Origin of the sequence: Burkholderia sp. AU16741 (genome assembly GCF_002223345.1) — a bacterium.
GTDB lineage: Bacteria > Pseudomonadota > Gammaproteobacteria > Burkholderiales > Burkholderiaceae > Burkholderia > Burkholderia sola.
In genome coordinates this window covers 111,609-128,728 of record NZ_NKEZ01000008.1, presented here as the reverse complement: position 1 = coordinate 128,728, position 17,120 = coordinate 111,609, and the positions used below count along the sequence as shown (strand labels likewise).

At 67.5% G+C, this 17,120-nt stretch carries 13 protein-coding genes; 10 read left to right on the top strand and 3 right to left on the bottom strand.

The features are described from left to right. Positions 1 to 461: 461 nt before the first annotated feature. From CFB89_RS21030 to CFB89_RS20985, 10 genes are all read left to right on the top strand, one after another. Positions 462 to 1,457 carry a LysR substrate-binding domain-containing protein gene (locus CFB89_RS21030; protein WP_089469560.1) on the top strand — a complete coding sequence of 332 codons (996 nt, stop codon included), beginning with the start codon at positions 462 to 464 and terminating at the stop codon, positions 1,455 to 1,457. 584 nt (positions 1,458 to 2,041) lie between these two features. Beyond that, positions 2,042 to 2,467, top strand: a complete 426-nt coding sequence (locus tag CFB89_RS21025; RefSeq protein ID WP_089469559.1) for a hypothetical protein — start codon at positions 2,042 to 2,044, stop codon at positions 2,465 to 2,467. Positions 2,468 to 2,519: 52 nt separating this feature from the next. Further along, positions 2,520 to 3,299 (top strand): hypothetical protein, encoded by a 780-nt coding sequence (locus CFB89_RS21020; protein ID WP_089469558.1) that lies wholly within the window; start codon positions 2,520 to 2,522, stop codon positions 3,297 to 3,299. Between the two features lie 104 nt (positions 3,300 to 3,403). Further along, a complete protein-coding gene (pgaA, locus tag CFB89_RS21015) occupies positions 3,404 to 5,923 on the top strand; it encodes a poly-beta-1,6 N-acetyl-D-glucosamine export porin PgaA (protein WP_089469557.1) in 2,520 nt (839 codons plus the stop codon). A gap of 13 nt (positions 5,924 to 5,936) precedes the next feature. Beyond that, positions 5,937 to 8,030, top strand: coding sequence for a poly-beta-1,6-N-acetyl-D-glucosamine N-deacetylase PgaB (gene pgaB / locus CFB89_RS21010; RefSeq protein WP_089469556.1), 2,094 nt, complete (start codon positions 5,937 to 5,939; stop codon positions 8,028 to 8,030). Next, on the top strand, positions 8,027 to 9,298 hold the full coding sequence (gene pgaC, locus CFB89_RS21005; RefSeq protein WP_089469555.1) for a poly-beta-1,6-N-acetyl-D-glucosamine synthase: 1,272 nt from the start codon (positions 8,027 to 8,029) through the stop codon (positions 9,296 to 9,298). The genes pgaB and pgaC overlap by 4 nt, the downstream gene beginning before the upstream one ends. Next, a complete protein-coding gene (locus tag CFB89_RS21000) occupies positions 9,276 to 9,764 on the top strand; it encodes a Biofilm PGA synthesis auxiliary protein PgaD (RefSeq protein WP_089469554.1) in 489 nt (162 codons plus the stop codon). The genes pgaC and CFB89_RS21000 overlap by 23 nt, the downstream gene beginning before the upstream one ends. A 118-nt stretch (positions 9,765 to 9,882) precedes the next feature. Further along, positions 9,883 to 11,706, top strand: a complete 1,824-nt coding sequence (glmS, locus tag CFB89_RS20995) for a glutamine--fructose-6-phosphate transaminase (isomerizing) (RefSeq protein WP_089469553.1) — start codon at positions 9,883 to 9,885, stop codon at positions 11,704 to 11,706. Next, positions 11,703 to 12,968, top strand: coding sequence for a hypothetical protein (locus CFB89_RS20990; protein ID WP_089469552.1), 1,266 nt, complete (start codon positions 11,703 to 11,705; stop codon positions 12,966 to 12,968). Before glmS ends, CFB89_RS20990 begins: the two co-directional genes overlap by 4 nt. A 276-nt stretch (positions 12,969 to 13,244) precedes the next feature. Further along, positions 13,245 to 14,081 carry a cytochrome c gene (locus tag CFB89_RS20985; protein WP_089469551.1) on the top strand — a complete coding sequence of 279 codons (837 nt, stop codon included), beginning with the start codon at positions 13,245 to 13,247 and terminating at the stop codon, positions 14,079 to 14,081. A gap of 35 nt (positions 14,082 to 14,116) precedes the next feature. Here the strand turns inward: CFB89_RS20985 and CFB89_RS20980 are convergent, their stop codons facing one another. The 3 genes from CFB89_RS20980 to CFB89_RS20970 are packed head-to-tail and all read right to left on the bottom strand — an operon-like array spanning position 14,117 to position 17,099. Next, complete coding sequence (locus tag CFB89_RS20980) at positions 14,117 to 15,373, bottom strand: Zn-dependent hydrolase (protein WP_089469550.1); 1,257 nt, start codon at positions 15,371 to 15,373, stop codon at positions 14,117 to 14,119. Continuing rightward, positions 15,366 to 15,890 carry an L-2-amino-thiazoline-4-carboxylic acid hydrolase gene (locus CFB89_RS20975; protein ID WP_089469549.1) on the bottom strand — a complete coding sequence of 175 codons (525 nt, stop codon included), beginning with the start codon at positions 15,888 to 15,890 and terminating at the stop codon, positions 15,366 to 15,368. The genes CFB89_RS20980 and CFB89_RS20975 overlap by 8 nt, the downstream gene beginning before the upstream one ends. A gap of 33 nt (positions 15,891 to 15,923) precedes the next feature. Beyond that, complete coding sequence (locus CFB89_RS20970; RefSeq protein WP_089469548.1) at positions 15,924 to 17,099, bottom strand: branched-chain amino acid ABC transporter substrate-binding protein; 1,176 nt, start codon at positions 17,097 to 17,099, stop codon at positions 15,924 to 15,926. Between the last annotated feature and the right edge of the window lie 21 nt (positions 17,100 to 17,120).

Here is a 17,120-nt window from a genome sequence, read left to right as displayed (position 1 = left end):
AGGCACGCCTGCGCGGCATCGCGCACCACAACGGTGCAACGGCGGACGCGACGGGCGCTCGCGGTGCGTCGCGAGCGCGCACGGCCGATGCTGCGCCGCATCCGACGAACATAGTTCCCCCGCGTGTCACGAATGTGCAATCTGCACTGCACCAAAAACGGCGAGCCGGGCCCCCGGAACGACCGTGAACGGGCGGGCCGGCACGCACACGGCGCAGCCGGCCCTGGGAAAGCGCCGTCCAGGCGGCCGGGACAGTCCGACGGGTGAACTGTCCGGTTAACTGGTCCGGCCCCTCAACGCTATGCAGCCGTAATCCCGCCGACAACGCCCATGCATATTTCGACTGACACCGATCGAAAAAAAACATCGGCCCGACCGGCGCGATGCGGGGTACGCTAGAACGTTGGTGCAGCAGACGGCGCCGCCTTTCAGGCGCCCGACTATAAAAAGCGAAGATCGAAATGGAAGCAAAGTGGCTGGAAGATTTCCTGAGCCTGGCGGATACCAAGAGCTTTTCCCGGGCCGCGCGTCACCGGCACCTGACGCAGTCGGCGTTCAGCAGACGAATCGCCGCCCTCGAAACCTGGATGGACGCGAAGCTGGTCGACCGGAGCATCAACCCGGTCGCGCTGACGCCCGCCGGCCAGATGTTCCGCGGGCTCGCCGCGGACATCCTGCGCAGCATGTATGCGGCGCGCAATCTCGTGAACGGCTACGACCAGTTCGCGGCGAGCGACCAGGTCGTGCGCTTCGCCGTCGCGCACACGCTCGTGTTCACGCTGTTTCCCGAATGGCTCAAGCAGCTCAATAGCGAGGTCGGCCACGTGACCGCCCGCGTCAATGCGGTCAACGTGCCGGAAGGCGTGCAGCAACTGGTCGAAGGCGAATGCGACCTGCTGCTCGGCTATCACCACCCGCAGTTGCCGATCGTGCTCGATCCGAACCATTTTCCGTTCGTCAGCCTCGGCGTCGAGCGGATCCTGCCGGTGTCGTCGCCCGACGCGCGCGGCAAGCCGGTGTTCCAGCTGCCCGGCACGGCCGACGCGCCGCTGCCGCTGCTCGCGTATTCGTCGGGCGCATTTCTCGGCAACATCGTCGAGATGCTGCTGCTGAACGCGACCGAGCCGTATGTGCTGCACCGGTGTTTCGAGACGCACATGTCCGAGGCGCTGAAAGGCATGGTCGTGGCCGGACACGGCATCGGCTGGCTGCCTGAAAGCTGTGTCGCGAAGGAGCTCGCGGACGGCACGCTCGTGTGCGCGGGCAGCGGCGACTGGATCACCGAGCTCGAAATCCGCCTGTATCGATCGGCGCGCAAGCGCGGGCTCGCGGCCGAACAGCTGTGGGCCTACATCATGAACCGGCCGCGCACGGCGCTCGACGGTGCGATCGGTATTGAAGAGGCGGCCGCGCCGCCGATGCGCGGCGCGCGGCGAAGCGCGGGCGGCAGCCGCTGACCGCGCATTCGATAATCCTGCCCGACTCCATAAAATCCCTCGCCGACCTGTAATCGATCTGGAGAAAACGCAAACGTTTGCGATTCACGTCGTATTTTTTACTGCTTTCCGTATTAAGTAAGAATATTCAGCCTTATTTTCAGGCAGAAATACCTTGTTACACAAGTTTCCAATTACCTATAACCACTGGAATCATAGAAAATATCGCACCCTCATTTCTCAATCCGTGACCTGTATCCCGACATTCATCGATTCACCTTGAATACAGACGCAATAGTTTCTTTTATCAGTCGTTATTCTTCGGCATGAAAGTCGATACCTCCGACGTGATTCAAAGCGTGCTCGATCATCGCTACCGGCGAGCAATTTCCATGATCGGAATTATCGACTTTATTCAGAATTAATAAATCCTCACCAATCTTCCTTAATCCTATTTAGATAGGATCTTTTCACCTCGTCCCATTCGGGCCACACGCGGTTGTTGGTTCAAAAACCATCGTGTATCAATAGCGTGTCGCAAAAAGAACGTTGGCAAATTCGACTCGACGTCGATGCGCGTCATCGCGTCTGGACGGGAGATTGCAATGTCACCCTCGCTTCGACAGCAGGCTCGCCCTTTCCTCGGCATCGCGCTTTCCACGCTGTGCATGAACGCCCTGGCCCAGACACCGGCGGCCGCGTCGCCGGCGTCCGGGCCGGGGGCAAACCGGTACGTGATTTCGTATATCTGCGGCGATGCGCGGATCGACGGCACCGCGCCGCTTCCGCCTGACGGGCGCCCGTACAACCTGGGCGTGTCGTTCCTGTCGGGGAGCACCGGACAGCCACTCTCCAACGTGCAGGTGCGCCTGCGCCGGCATGGGCGCGTGCTCGTCGAATTCAATGCACCGGGGTCGCGCTGCCTGTTCAGCGTGCCGGATGCGAGCTACCGCGTCGAAGGGACCTATCAGGGCGCAACCCAGTTCGCGATCGTCGAGACGGGCACGCTCACGACGCAGTTGCGATGGTGAGCGTCGCGCCGATCGCGTCATTCGTCCAACGTATCGAATCAAGGAGTCTTGCATGTCCCGTGCAGAACGACCGGACGACTCGCCCGCCCGTGAGCCGGAACCCTCGTGGGGTCCGGGAAAGAATGCGGCGCTCAGCGTCGCCGCATTTGCCGCGATCTTCGGCGCCTTCGCGTATGTCGAGCGAGACACGAGGGTCGGCCATGCGAGCGTGACGCACGATATCGCCGGCGTGATCGAAAACGCCGTCGGCAAGTACCGCGAGTTCATCGTGGCGGCGACGGGCGGCGCGTCCGGCAAGGCAGCGCCCGCGGGCTCGACGGCGCCAGCCGGCTCGATAGCGGCCGTCGCGCAGGCCGGGCCGGTTCCGCCGTCTGCCTCGGCGACGCCCGCCATGTCGGCCGCAGCCGCACCGCCCGCACCGCCGCCAACGACGAAGGCCCGTGCCGACGTGAAACCCGCACCGCCCGCGCACGTGCCGGCGACGACGCTCGCCGCCGAGCCGCATGCCGCCTCGACCGTCAGACGCACGGCGCGCCCGGGCGACGCGCACCGGACGTCACGTTCGCAGGCGCTGGCGCGGACGAGAAAACGCCCCGCCCCCTTGCCGAAACAGCAACCGCAGTCGTATCTCGCCGGCACGTCGCACATGGAAAACGCCCGCGTCACGCACGACGAGCTGGAAGGCGCCCGCGCGCTGGCCAAGGCACGCTGGTGCGCACAGATCGACGAATGGAGCTGTGTGGAGCAAAACGCGAGTCGCGCGCTCGCCATCGACCCGACGAACAGCGAATCGCGCGCGCTGCTTGGACAGGCGATCCGCAATCGCCTGTGAGCCGGTCGAATGCCGCCGGGCCTCGCCGCCCGGCGGGACGACGGCCGGTGACGCCCGCCGTCGGGCGTGCAACGGATGTGAACGTTTCACAGTGAGGAGACATCGTGGCTAACAATCGTCAACAACAATGCACCACCGTCGTTCCGCCGACCCGGCGGATCCTCCTGCATGCGCCGCTGCTGTGCCTGCTCGTCGCGTCCGGCCCATGCCTTGCCGCCGAAGGCGACGCGAAGCCGCGGGTCGTCCATGGTTCGGGTACGCAGCCTCCTCAAGCGCCGACGCCGATCGCGCGGGCCTCGGATGCGTCGATGCAGATAGCCCATGGAGCGGCTCCGGCGATGCCGACCACGGTCGTGGTGGACCCCGATGCGTCGCAGCCGAGCGCACCATCATCGGATGCACCCATGCTGCTTGCGCAGGCATTCGTCGACACCGCGCCGCCGGATGCGCCGGCGCCACGTGCGCGTACGTCGGATGCCCCACAGCAACTCGCCCAAGCCGCGCCCCCCGCCTCGCCGGATACGCGCACTACGCCGACGCTCATCGCGCAGGCATCCGGCACGCCGATGCCGAATTCGCCCGCGCCCGTGACCCAGCCATCCGGCGCCGAGCCGCCATCGTCCCGGCAACCGAATTCGCAGTCGCCGGGCGCGCAGCTCCCCGGCGAGCCGATCCAGCGATCGCAAGGACCCGACGTCGAGGTGCCGAATGCGCAGGCGCCGAATCTGCGCACCGCCGACGTCGCGACGGTGCGCAACGACGTGTTCGGTCTTGCCGCGAGCGGCGGCGCGGTCAAGGCGCTCGAAGAAGCGAAGGCCCGGCCCGATGCGTTCTCCCCCGTCGACATCGCGCAACTGGAAGAACTGTCGATTCGCCAGCAAGTGCGCGGCGGACGCGACAAGTCGCGTTCGATGACGAGTTCGGACCGCTTCGACGGCATCGACAACGCCCTGCGCGAGGCGGACGACCTCGACAAGCGGATCCCCCCCACGCCCGAGTACACCCCGGTCCGCACCGCACTCGCGGGCGACCGGGTCGTCGCCCTTGCGGCGCGCGGCGACATGAAGCAGGCCGTCGCGACGTTCGAGACGATTCCGTCCAACGCGGAGATCTCGATCGACGCGCTCGCGGCCGTCGGCGATGCGTACCTGTACCTGAGCGAACCGGCCAAGGCGAACGCCGTCTACGCGCGGGCGCTGCAGCAGGCCACCGCGTCGCCGACCGATCGCGCGACCCGCGGCTTCCAGTACGGCGCCCGCACGCAGCCGATCGAGCTGCGCGAAGGGCTGTTCTGGTCGTACGTCGACCAGGCGCGCGCGCCGGAAGCGAAGCAGGTGCTCGACGACATGGAGAAATCGCTGCCGCCGGTCAAGCAGGTGACCAACGTCGGCCCGGGAGAAAGCGACTATCTGCGCTACTACCGGCTGCGCGCGCAGTACCTGATCTTCACGGGACACGTCGATCAGGGGATCGCCGCGCTCGAAGCGCTCGAGCAACAGGTGCCCTTCAATGCGGAAATCCGCGCCGCGCATGCCGACGCCGTGTCGGGCCAGTCGCATCCGCGCCAGGCGATCTCGATGTATCGCGCGTCGCTGACCGATCATCCGGACAGCGTCGAAATGCTCGCGGGCCTCGGCCGCGCATCGCTCGTGGCGGACGACTACGCGAGCGCGAAGACCGTCGACCAGACGCTCGGCGATACGTTCCCGGACAGCGGCGCCGTGCGCGGCTTCAAGCGCGACTACAAGGCCTACCGCAGCCCGGTGTTCACGACCGACCTGAGCTTCGAGCACGGCAACAGCGCGCTGGCCGACAACAGCTTCACGTCGGACAGCTATGTGTATTCGCAACCGTTCGGCGACAACTGGCGCGTGTTCTCGCACACGTTCTACGGCTTCGCGCAGACCGACGGCGGGAATCTCAGCCGCACGCGCACGGGCATCGGCGGCGACTACCGGCACGGGCCGCTCACGGTGCTGGGCGAAGTCACGCGCTCGCTGGGCTCGGACGGCCGAACCGGCGGCCGCGGGACGATCGCATACGCGCTGAACGACTACTGGACCGTCAGCGCGGGGCTCGACACCAACGACAACTCGCTGCCGTGGAAGGCGTATGCCACGCACATCTGGGGCCGCTCCGCGAACGTCGAGGTCGTGTATCGCCAGAACGACCGGCGCGAAGTCAAGCTGAGCTACGGCGTGAGCCGCTACAGCGATTCGAACTTCCACCAGGAGATCTCGGCGACCGCCACCCAGCGCGTGTACACGGCCGCGAACCAGCTCGTCAACGTCTCGCTGAATCTGGGCACGGACAGCAACACGCGTCAGGACGCGCCCTACTTCAGCCCCGGTCGCGACTACGCGGCCGCCGCGACCGTCATGCATCAGCTGACGCTGTGGAAGAAGGGCGACATGGGGCTGCGACAGCGCGTGTCGGTGTCGGGCGGCGTGTACAACGAGCGCGGCTTCGGCACCAGCCCGCTGTGGAGCGCGCGCCTCGAGCACGCGTGGACGTTCAAGCACGACATCACGCTGAGTTACGGCGTCGAGGTCAGCAGTCACGCATACGACGGCCAGCGCGAGCGCTCCGAAACCGGCTTCCTGTCGCTCAACCTGCCGTTTTAGCAAGGAGCTCTGAATGCAATCCAGACGGACCTTCATATGCGGATGCCTTGGCACGTTCGCCGCCTGTTCGCTGTTCCCGAGCGTGACCGGCGCCAAGATGATCGACTTGCTGCCGCCGTCCGATCCGGCCGACGGCAAGACGTTTCGCGTGATCTGCATGCACGACGTGCGCGACAACCTGATGGCGTCGTTTTCGTCGCCGTCGGCCATCATCGATCCGTTCGCGGTCGACACCGGCACGCTCACCGCGATCTTCTCGTGGCTGCAGACCAACAATTACCACACCATCACGGTCAAGCAGATCGAGGAATCGCGGCGCGGCGGCAAGCCCCTGCCGCCGCGCTCGGTGCTGCTCACGTTCGACGACGGCTTCCGCAGCCACTACACGAAGGTGCTGCCGCTGCTGGAGCGTTTCAAGTATCCGGCCGTGATGGGCCTCGTCACCGCGTGGATCGACACGCCGCCGGATACGCCGATCCGCATCAGCGACAAGGTTCAGGTGCCGCGCGACTACTTCCTGTCGTGGGACGAGGTGAAGAAGCTCGGGCAGTCGGAATTCGTCGAGCTCGGCTGCCACACCCACAACCTCCATCACGGCGCGGTCGCGAATCCGCAAGGCAACGAGCTGCCGGCGACCACGTCGCATCTCTACCTGCAAGACCAGAAACGCTATGAGACCGACGCGGAATTCCATGCACGCGTGCACGACGACCTGCAGACGTGCGTCCGGCAGATTCGCGAACGCACCGGCATCGTCGCGCGCTCGATGGTGTGGCCGTACGGCGCGGAAAACCAGCCCGTGCGCCAGATCTCGACGTCGCTCGGCATGGACGTCCAGTTCAGCCTCGACGCCGGCCCGAATACGCCTGACGTGCCGCTCGACCGGCTGAGACGGATCCTGATGATGTACGACGTCGACATCGGCGGGTTCGAGCGCTCGATGCGCGAGCCGGCGTCGAACCGCGGCGACGTCGACGTGCCCGAGCGCACCGTGCAGGTCGATCTCGACCAGGTCTACGATCCCGATCCCGCGCGGCAGGAAACGAATCTCGGCAAGCTGATCGAGCGCATCTACCGGATGCAGCCGAAATCGGTGTACCTGCAGGCGTATGCGGACCCGAAGGGCACGGGCGTGGCCGAAGCGGTGTATTTCCCGAACCGGCACCTGCCGATGCGTTCCGACCTGTTCTCGCGCGCCGCATGGCAACTCAATACGCGCGCCAACGTGCAGGTGTACGCATGGATGCCGGTGCTCGCGTTCCGGCCACCGGCCGACAAGCAGCGCGGCCTCGAGGCCGTCACCGCATACGGCGGCGCGCCGGCCCGCGAGAACGGCACGCGCGTGTTCCGGCTGAGCCCGTTCGATCCCGATGCGCGACTGATGATCCAGCAGATCTACGAGGATCTCAGCAAGCACGCGTCGTTCAGCGGCATCCTGTTCAGCGACGATGCGGTGCTCGACGACTACGAGGACGCGAGCCGGCATGCGCTGCGCGCGTATTCGCAATGGGGGCTGCCGGCCGACGTCGGCAAGATCCGCGAGAACCCCGATCTGATGAAGCGCTGGACGCGCCAGAAGACGCGCTACCTGATCGACCTGACCCGGCAGCTCGAACAGATCGTGCTGGCCCATCAGAACGTCGGCGACGTGCTGACCGCGCGCAACATCTTCGCGATGCCGGTGCTCAAGCCCGAATCGGAAGCGTGGTATGCGCAGAACTACGACGATTTCCTCGCCGCCTACGACTACGTCGCGCTGATGGCGATGCCGTACATGGAACAGGCGAAGGACCCGGAAGGCTGGCTCGACCAGCTCGTGAAGGCGGTACGCACGAAGCAGCGCGGGCTGCAACGCACCGTGTTCGAACTGCAGTCGTACGACTGGCACGGGCGGAAGGCGGTGCCCGCCAGCACGCTGCTCGCGCAGATGCGCCGGCTGCGCGGCGAGGGGGCCGTGAATTTCGGCTACTACCCCGACAACTTCCTGAACGGCCAGCCGGAGCTCGACGCGATGCGCGACGTGATGTCGCTGAAGTCGCGCCTCGACCCCACCTCGATCAACGCGCTGATGCAGATGCAGCACACGCAGGGAACCAAGACGCCATGACCTCCCACAGCCTCATCCAGCGCCTGCAGGATTTCGTCTTCTACTATCCGTTCTTCATGTCGTATCTGTGGATGATCGGTGGCGTCGTGCACTACTTCCTGCTCGAGGAAGGCCGCGAGCTGTCGACGCGCACGATCGCGTCGAGCGGCATCCCGAAGGTCTCGATCGTCGTGCCCTGCTTCAACGAAGCCGCGAACGCGCGCAGCGTGATCACCCATCTGAATGGGATGCAGTATCCGAACTACGACATCATCGCGGTCAACGACGGCAGCAAGGATCGCACGGGCGAGATCCTCAATGCGCTGGCCGTCGAGATCCCGAGGCTGCTCGTGATCCATCACGCGCGCAACGAAGGCAAGGCGGTCGGGCTCACGACCGCGGCGGCCGTGTCGAATGCGGAGTACCTGCTGTGCATCGACGGCGACGCGCTGCTCGCGCACGACGCGATCGGCTGGATGCTCGAGCACTTCCTGACCGACCCGGGCGTCGGCGCGGTGACCGGCAACCCGCGCATCCGCACGCGCACGTCGCTGCTCGGCCGCATGCAGGTGGGCGAATTCTCGTCGATCGTCGGGCTGATCAAGCGCACGCAGCAGGTGTACGGCCGCATCTTCACGGTGTCGGGCGTGATCACGATGTTCCGCAAGACCGCGCTCGCCGACGTCGGCTACTGGAGCTCCGACATGCTGACCGAGGACATCGACATCAGCTGGAAGCTGCAGTGCCGCGACTGGCGCATCGTGTACGAGCCGCACGCGCTCAGCTGGATCCTGATGCCCGAGACGATCAAGGGCCTCTACCGGCAGCGGCTGCGCTGGTCGAAGGGCGGCATCCAGGTGCTGCTCAAGTATGCGGGCACGCTGATGCGGCCGACGCAGATGATGATGTGGCCGCTGTTCGCCGAGTACCTGATCGGCATCGCATGGGCGTACTCGATGACGTTCATCCTGCTGCTCGCGCTGATCGACGTCGTCTACCCGCTTCCGCCGAACTGGCATGTGTCCGTGGTGCCGCACTGGCACGGGATGCTGCTGGTCGCGACCTGCATCCTGCAGCTGATCATCGGCAGCATGATCGATCGTCGTTACGACGAAAAACTCCTGATGTACTTCCTTGACACCATCTGGTACCCCGTCGCGTTCTGGCTGATCAGCATGATCACCACCGTCGTCGCCCTGCCCGCCGTCGTACTGCGGGGCCGCGGCAAGCGCGCCGTTTGGGTCAGTCCCGACCGAGGCATTCAACATGAAGAACGCGCCGATTATTGATCTCTCCCTGCGCGCACCGCGCGACATGATCGCCGAACGCGGCAGCATCGTCGGGCCCGTGCTCGTCGCGTGGTTCCGCCTCGTGCGGCCCGCGCTGGTCGGGGGCGTATGGGCATCGATCTGCATTTATACGTACCGCTACCTGTTGCCGTTCAACGAGGCCGAGATGCCGATCGAACAGATCGTGTTCTACGTGACGAGCATCGCGCTGATCGCCGGCACGATCGTCATGTGGCTGATCGCGGGGCGCGTCGTGCATCCCTTCGCCTATCGGTTACGCGTATCGAAGATGCTGCGGCGCTCGGCCAGCGTGAAGGTGCGCTCGGTGCCGCCGACCGCGTTCGCGAGCGCGCGCCGGCGCGGCGCGCGGCGCACGACGCGCATTCTCGTCGCGTCGCACGATGCGAACGGGTCGATCTCGGGCATCGAGTGGATCGCACACGCGGAGCCGCAACCCCGCGAATAGCTCGCCGAAGACGTGTCGCGCCGGGCGCGACGCCTGCCGCGCGACGCGGCACCGCTTCTGACAACGTGCTGGCGCGCGTCGCGCGCCTGCCGGCAATTTCCTGGAGACGAGGTGAATCATGTGCGGAATCGTCGGAGCAAGCGGCCTGAACAATCAGGTGCCGCAACTGGTCAATGCGCTGAGCCGGCTCGAATATCGCGGCTACGATTCGTGCGGCATCGCCGTGCAGGGCGACGGCCGCCTGCGCAGCGAACGCACGCTGCGACGCGTGACGGACCTGCAGGATCGCGTGCTGACGCTCGGCCTCGAAGCGCGGACCTGCATCGCACATACGCGCTGGGCGACGCACGGCGCACCGTCTGAAATGAACGCGCACCCGATCATGTCGGGCGACACGATCGCCGTCGTGCACAACGGGATCATCGAGAACCACGACACGCTGCGTGCCGAACTGAAGCAACGCGGCTATACGTTTCGCGGACAGACCGACACCGAGGTCATCGCGCATCTGATCCACAGCCTCTATCGCGACGACCTGTTCGAGGCGGTGGTGCGCGCCGTCAAACGGCTGCACGGCGCATACGCGATCGCGGTGCTCGGCGCGCGCGAGCCGCAGCGCCTCGTCGCCGCGCGCGCCGGCTCGCCGCTCGTGATCGGCATCGGCGCCGAGCAGAACTACCTCGCGTCCGATTGCGCGGCGCTCGGCGACCTGACCGACCGCTTCGTGTACCTGGAGGACGGCGACGTCGCGCTGATCACGCCGGATCGCATCGCCGTGGTCGATGCGGGCGGGCAGGAAGCGCGGCGCCCGTTGTGCGAGGTGAAGGCGCGCGCGGACGACGCCGCGCTCGGCCCGTACCAGCACTTCATGCAGAAGGAAATCTTCGAGCAGCCGAAGGCGATCGACAGCACGCTCGACGGCATCGATGCGATCTCGCCGGCGCTGTTCGACGCGACGGACGGCACGCGCGCGCTGCTGTCGCGGGTCAGAAGCGTGTTACTGCTCGGCTGCGGCACCAGCTACTACGCGGGGTTGACCGCGAAGTACTGGCTCGAAAGCATCGCGGGCGTGCCTGCGCAGGTCGAGATCGCCAGCGAATACCGCTACCGCGACACGGTGGCCGATCCGCGCACGCTCGTCGTCGGCATCTCGCAGTCGGGCGAAACGGCCGACACCATCGGCGCGATCGAGCAGGCGCGCGCGATGGGCCAGGAATTGTCGATGGCGATCTGCAACGTCGCGACCAGCACGATCGCGCGCAACGCGCCGCTGCGGTTCCTGACGCGAGCCGGAGCCGAACTTGGCGTGGCGTCCACCAAGGCGTTCACGACGCAGCTCGTCGCCCTGTTCTTGCTGACGCTGACGCTCGCGCAACTGCGCGGCCGGCTCGATGCCGTGCAAGTCGCGACGCACCTGAAGCAATTGCGCGCGCTGCCGGACCGCATCGGCCACGCGCTCGCGCTGGAAACGCAGATCATGGGCTGGGCCGCGAAATTCGCGCGCACCGAGAACGCGCTGTTCCTCGGCCGCGGCATCCATTTCCCGATCGCGCTGGAAGGCGCGCTGAAGCTCAAGGAAGTGTCGTACATCCACGCGGAAGGCTATGCGGCCGGCGAGCTGAAGCACGGGCCGCTCGCGCTCGTCACGAGCGCGATGCCGGTCGTCACGATCGCGCCGGACGACCGCCTGTTCCAGAAGCTGAAGTCCAACATGGCCGAGGTGCGTGCGCGCGGCGGCCGGCTCTACGTGCTGGCCGGCAATCAGCTCGAAATCGACGCCGACCGCGACACGCACCTGATCCGCGTGCGCGAATCGGGCGACCTGCTGTCGCCGATCGTCAACGTGATCCCGCTGCAACTGCTCGCGTATCACGTCGGCTGCGCGCGCGGCGCCGATGTCGACAAGCCACGCAACCTCGCGAAATCGGTGACCGTCGAATGATCCGGCGAACGCGCCCGGTACGGGCGCTCACGCGGCTGGCCGCGGCCGTGCTCTGCGGCGCGGGCGGCGTCGGCGCGGCGTCGCCGGGCTTGGCCGGCGCGCCGGCCGTGCATACGGTCACCGTGTCGAGCGCCCCGTCGCCGCGAGACAGCGGCGACCCGCGGCGCTTCATGCACGGCATCGGCGTGGCCGACGCCGGCGACGGCAAACGCTGGGTGTTCTTCAGCAGCTCGGGCATCGTGCCGCGCGGTGCGTTGCGCAGCGGCAACTGGCCGCACAACGTGTACGTCGGCGAATGGCGGCCCGGCGAGCCGCGCCTGCTGCACGTGCGCACGTTCATCAGCCGCCCCGAGGCGCAGGAACCCGTGTCGATCGCGCAGAACGCGCGCGGCGACATCTTCGTCACGTTCGAGGACGGCTGGAACGCGCCGCAGGAAGTCAGCCAGCGCTATGGCGTCTACCGACGCGACCTGAAGCCGATCAAGCCCTACCCGAACGACGTCGAATCGGGCGGCCATTCGGGGCACGTCGCGACGGTCGCCGACCGCTTCGTCGTGTTCTATTCGGCCGACTGGGTCAACGGCGGCGGGGTCGACAACCTCGGCAGCGGCAACGGCGTCTACCTGAAAACCTACGACGCGGCCGGGCGCGTGCTGAACCACGTCGCGGTCGCGCCGCACCGCCGCGAGTGGTGGCCCGTGATCGCGGGCTCGCCGCGCAACGCACTGCTGGTATGGCAGAAGTTCATCGAAGGCAGCACGGACGCGATGCTCGAATATGCGATGTTCGACCCGGTCACCGCGAAGCTGCAAACGTTCGGATCGCTGAACGGCGCGATCCAGTACTACGTGTATTCGGCCGCCTATGTGCCGGAGATCGACCGTTTCATCGTCGTCACGACGACGGCGGACGATCGCGGCGTCGCGACGCTGATCGCACCGGACGGCCGCCGCACGGCGACGCTCGATTGCCTGCCCGCATCGGTGCGCGAATCGGACATCGGCGTGTCCGGCACGCACGCGTACGTGCCGACCCGCGACGGGCGGCTGCTGACGCTCGCGCTCGCGCCGGCGGACATCGCGGTGAGCGGCGTACAGCGCTCGCCGATTCCGTGGGGCTCGACCGGCATCGCCGGTTTTCCGGCACGCGGCACGGCGATGCATTTCGTGTCGCTGACGCCGTCGGGGATGCGCGAAGCCGATGTCGAACCGAAGCAGGACACGCCGATGCCGAGGAAAGACGTGTCGTGCTCGAATCATTGACGGTGGGCCGGTAACGCCATGTCGTCGTGAACGCGGGCGGGCCGCGTGTCGCCGGCGTGCGCTTCGTCTTCCGCGGCCCGAACTGCGCTGCGCCCCCGCTTCGCCAACTCGGTAGTCGGACGCGCCGTCGCGGGCCTGCCGACCACGACCGCCGTGCCTTTCCTCTGTCGAATTCGCCAGCGCCGCCCGTACCGGATAGACTGTCGCCCGATTCCTTCCATCGGCCGCGGCGTCCCGCCTCCTGCCGCCGCCGGAACGCCCCTTCCCGGAGAACGAATGCTGAAGCGCCAGTGGTTTTCGCTCGTGCTGCTGACGGTTTGCCTGCTCGGGCAACGCGCGTCGGCCCAGTCCACGCTCGAACTCGACACCGACGGCACGGCCCGCACCCTCACCCGCCAGACGCTGCTCGCGCGCGCCGATGCGACCGACATCCACGTGCCGCGTGACATCGCATACGGCCGGCCGATGACGTTCCGCGCGGTACCGTTCGCCGCGCTGCTCGGCGACACGCCGCTGCCGGCCGACGGCGTGCTCGAAACGCGCGCGGCCGACGGGTTCGCCGCGCAACTGCCGCTCGATCTCGTGCGCCGCCGCGCGCCGGCCGGCGCGACCCCGTGGCTCGCGATCGAGGACCCGGCTCATCCGTGGCCGAAGCTGCCCGGCAAGCAGGTCGGCGCGGGGCCGTTCTATCTCGTCTGGCTGGGGCCGGACGCGTCGTCGGTGCGCGGCGAGCAGTGGCCATACCAGATCGTGCGCATCACGATCGAATCGTCGCCGCTCGCGCGCTGGCCGTCGCTCGCGGTCGACGCCGCATTGCCGGCGAACGATCCGGCCCGCGCGGGCCAGCGGCTGTTCGTCACGCAATGCCTCGCGTGTCATCGCATCGACGGCGCCGGCAGCAGCCGCGCCGGCCCCGACCTGAACACGCCGATGAACCCGGTCGACTACTTCCAGCCCGCCGCGCTGCGCCGCTACATCCGCAACCCGGCGTCGGTGCGCGACTGGCCGGGCCGCAGCATGCCGGCGTTTCCGCCCGATCAGCTGAGCGATCGCGAACTCGACCAGATCGTCGCGTATCTCGCGTATATGGCGCGGCGCAAGGCGGCAAAGTAACGCGCGTGGCCGCCGCCCGGCCGCACGCGTCGCGCTTACGCTTCCCGCGCGCTCTGCAGCACCGCGCGCAACAGCACGTCGGCGCCGGCCGTCGCCCATTCCGGCGTAATCGCTTCGGCCTCGTTGTGGCTCAGCCCGTCGACGCACGGCACGAAGATCATCCCGGTCGGCGCGACACGCGCGACATAGCACGCGTCGTGGCCCGCGCCGGACACGATGTCCATGTGCGACAGCCCGAGCGAGCGCGCCGCATCACGCACCGTGTCGATGCAGCGCGGCGCGAACGGCACCGGCGCATACGTGAAGATCTGCTCGATCCGCGCGCCGAGGCCGGCTTCGTCGGCCACACGTGCGAGTTCCGCGCGCAGCGCCGCGTCCAGTTCGTCGAGTACCGCATCGTCGGGGTGACGGAATTCGACCGCGAAGAAGCAGCCGCCCGGCACCGTGTTGCGCGAATTCGGCCGGGCCTCGATCATCCCGACCGTTGCGCGCGCATCCGGTGCGTAACGGCGGCCGAGCAGTTCGATGAACGAGATCATCCGCGCCGCGCCGACCAGCGCGTCGCGACGGAACGCCATCGGCGTCGTACCGGCGTGCGCGTCGACACCGGTAAGCGTCACCTCGTACCAGCGCTGCCCCTGCCCGGCCGTCACGACGCCGATCGTCTTGCCGGCCCGCTCGAGAATCGCGCCCTGCTCGATATGCAGTTCGTATGCCGCGTGCACCGGATAGCCGCCGACCGGCTCCGCGCCCGCGTAGCCGATCCGTTCGAGTTCCTCGCCGATCGTCCGGCCCGCGCCGTCGGTGCGCGACAGCCCGTATTCGAGCGTATAGACGCCCGAGAACACGCCGGCCGACACCATCGCCGGCGCGAAGCGCGAGCCTTCCTCGTTGGTCCAGATCACGACGTCGATCGGGCGCTCGGTCTCGATGCCCACGTCGTTCAGCGCGCGCACGACCTCGAGCCCGCCGAGCACGCCGTAGATGCCGTCGTAGCGGCCGCCGGTCGGCTGCGAATCGGCGTGCGAGCCCGTCATCACCGGCGCGGCGTCGGGGCGGCGGCCCGCGCGGCGCGCGAACACGTTGCCCATCCGGTCGACGCGCACCGTGCAGCCGGCGTCGCGCGCCCACTGCACGAACAGGTCGCGCGACTCGCGGTCGAGATCGGTCAGCGCGAGACGGCAGACGCCGCCCTTCGGCGTCGCGCCGATCTGCGCCATCCGTTCGAGCGACGCCCACAGGCGCTCGCCGTCGACGCGCGGCATGCTCGCCATATCGGTATCGTCACGCATCGCCGTTCTCCTGCGCGTGTTGCAGCGCATAGCGGAAATCGCAGCGCTTGCCGCCCTGCATGATCGTGCTCGTGCGCGTGAGCGCGATGTCCGGCGCATAGCCCTGGATGAAATAGCTGTCGCGCGCGCAGCTCAGCAGATGCCCGATCTCGCCGAGCCCCATCGCGTGATACATCTCCGCATAACTGCAGCGATGCACGTCGTAGTCGTAGTGCGCGTCGTCGGCGCGCCGCACCTCGACGTCGAGCGCATCGTCCTTCTCCCACAGCACCTGCAGCGCGACGAACGACTTCACGCTCGTGCCGTCCGGCTCCTGCGCGGCGAACGTGCGGCCCGCGTCGACGGCCGCGCCGCGCACGGCTTCCGCGATCACGGCCTGTGCGCGCTCGGCGCCGAATTCGCGCTTCATGATCTCGTAGATCGGCTTGATGATTTCCGCTTCGATGCGGCGCCGCGCGAGGATCCCGAGGCGCGTGTCCTCGGGTGCGGCGGCGGATGTCGGGTTCGCTTCTGTCATGGGAATCGTCTCGGTCGTTGTGTCGTCGTGTTGTCACTGGGCCGCGGTGCGCGAGCCGCCGAGCACGTCGACGACGGCCCACTTGCCGCCGCGCACCCGGTAGATCGTGAAGGCCGGGTCCTTCAGGTTGCCTTCGGCGTCGAACGCGATGCGCCCGGTCACGCCGGGCCGCTCGATGGCACGAACGGCCGCGACCAGCTTCGCCGGCTGCGTCGTGCCGGCCTTCTGCGTGGCCGCGATCAGCGTGGCGGCCGCGTCGTACGCGAACGGCGCATGTAGCTCGATCGGCGCGTGAAAGCGTGCCTGGTATTGCGTGTCGAACGCCTTGCCGCCCGGCATCCGGTCGAGCGGCAGGCCCGGTTCGAGCGCCGTCACGCCGTCGCCGTCCTTGCCCGCGAGCGACAGGAAAGTCTGGCTCACGAAGCCGCCCGCGCCGAGCAGCGGCGCGTTCACGCCGAGCTGGCGCATCCGGCGCGCGATCGGCGCGGCCTGCGCGTCGAGGCCGCCGAAGAACACGAGATCCGCGCGCTTGCCCTTGATCGCGGTCAGCACGCCGCTGAAGTCGGTCGTCTTGTCGTTCACGTACTGGCGATCGACGATCGCGCCGCCGTTCGCCTGCACGCCCTTGATGAACTGATCGGCCAGCCCCGCGCCGAACGACGTGCGATCGTCGATCACCGCGATGCGCTTCGCCTTCAGCGTCTTCACCGCGTACGCACCGGTGAAGTGGCCACCGGCATCGTCGTGCCCCATGATGCGGAACGCTGTCGCGTAGCCCTGTTGCGTGTATTGATGGCCGGTGGACGCCGGCGCGATCTGCGGGATGCCCGCATCGCGGTACACGCGCGACGCCGGCACGCTGCAACCCGTGTTCCAGTGACCGACGACGCCGATCACGTGCTGGTCGACGAGTTGCTGTGCGACCGCGACGGCCGTGCGCGGGTCGGACTGGTCGTCGGCCGCGATGAGCTTGTAGACGACCGGCTTGCCGCCGATGGTGGGATGTTTCGCGTTCGCGTCGTCGATCGCGAGTTGCGCGCCGTTCTGCAGATCCTTGCCGATCCGCGCGGACGGGCCGGTGAGCGGCGCGGCGAGACCGATCAGGACGGTCTGGGGCGCGGACTGTGCGGACTGCGCGGACGCGGGAATGGAGGCGACCAGGGCGGCCGTCGAGAAGGCGAAGCTGGCGGAAAGGAAAGCGATTTTCATGTGCGGGGATCGGTCGGTTGG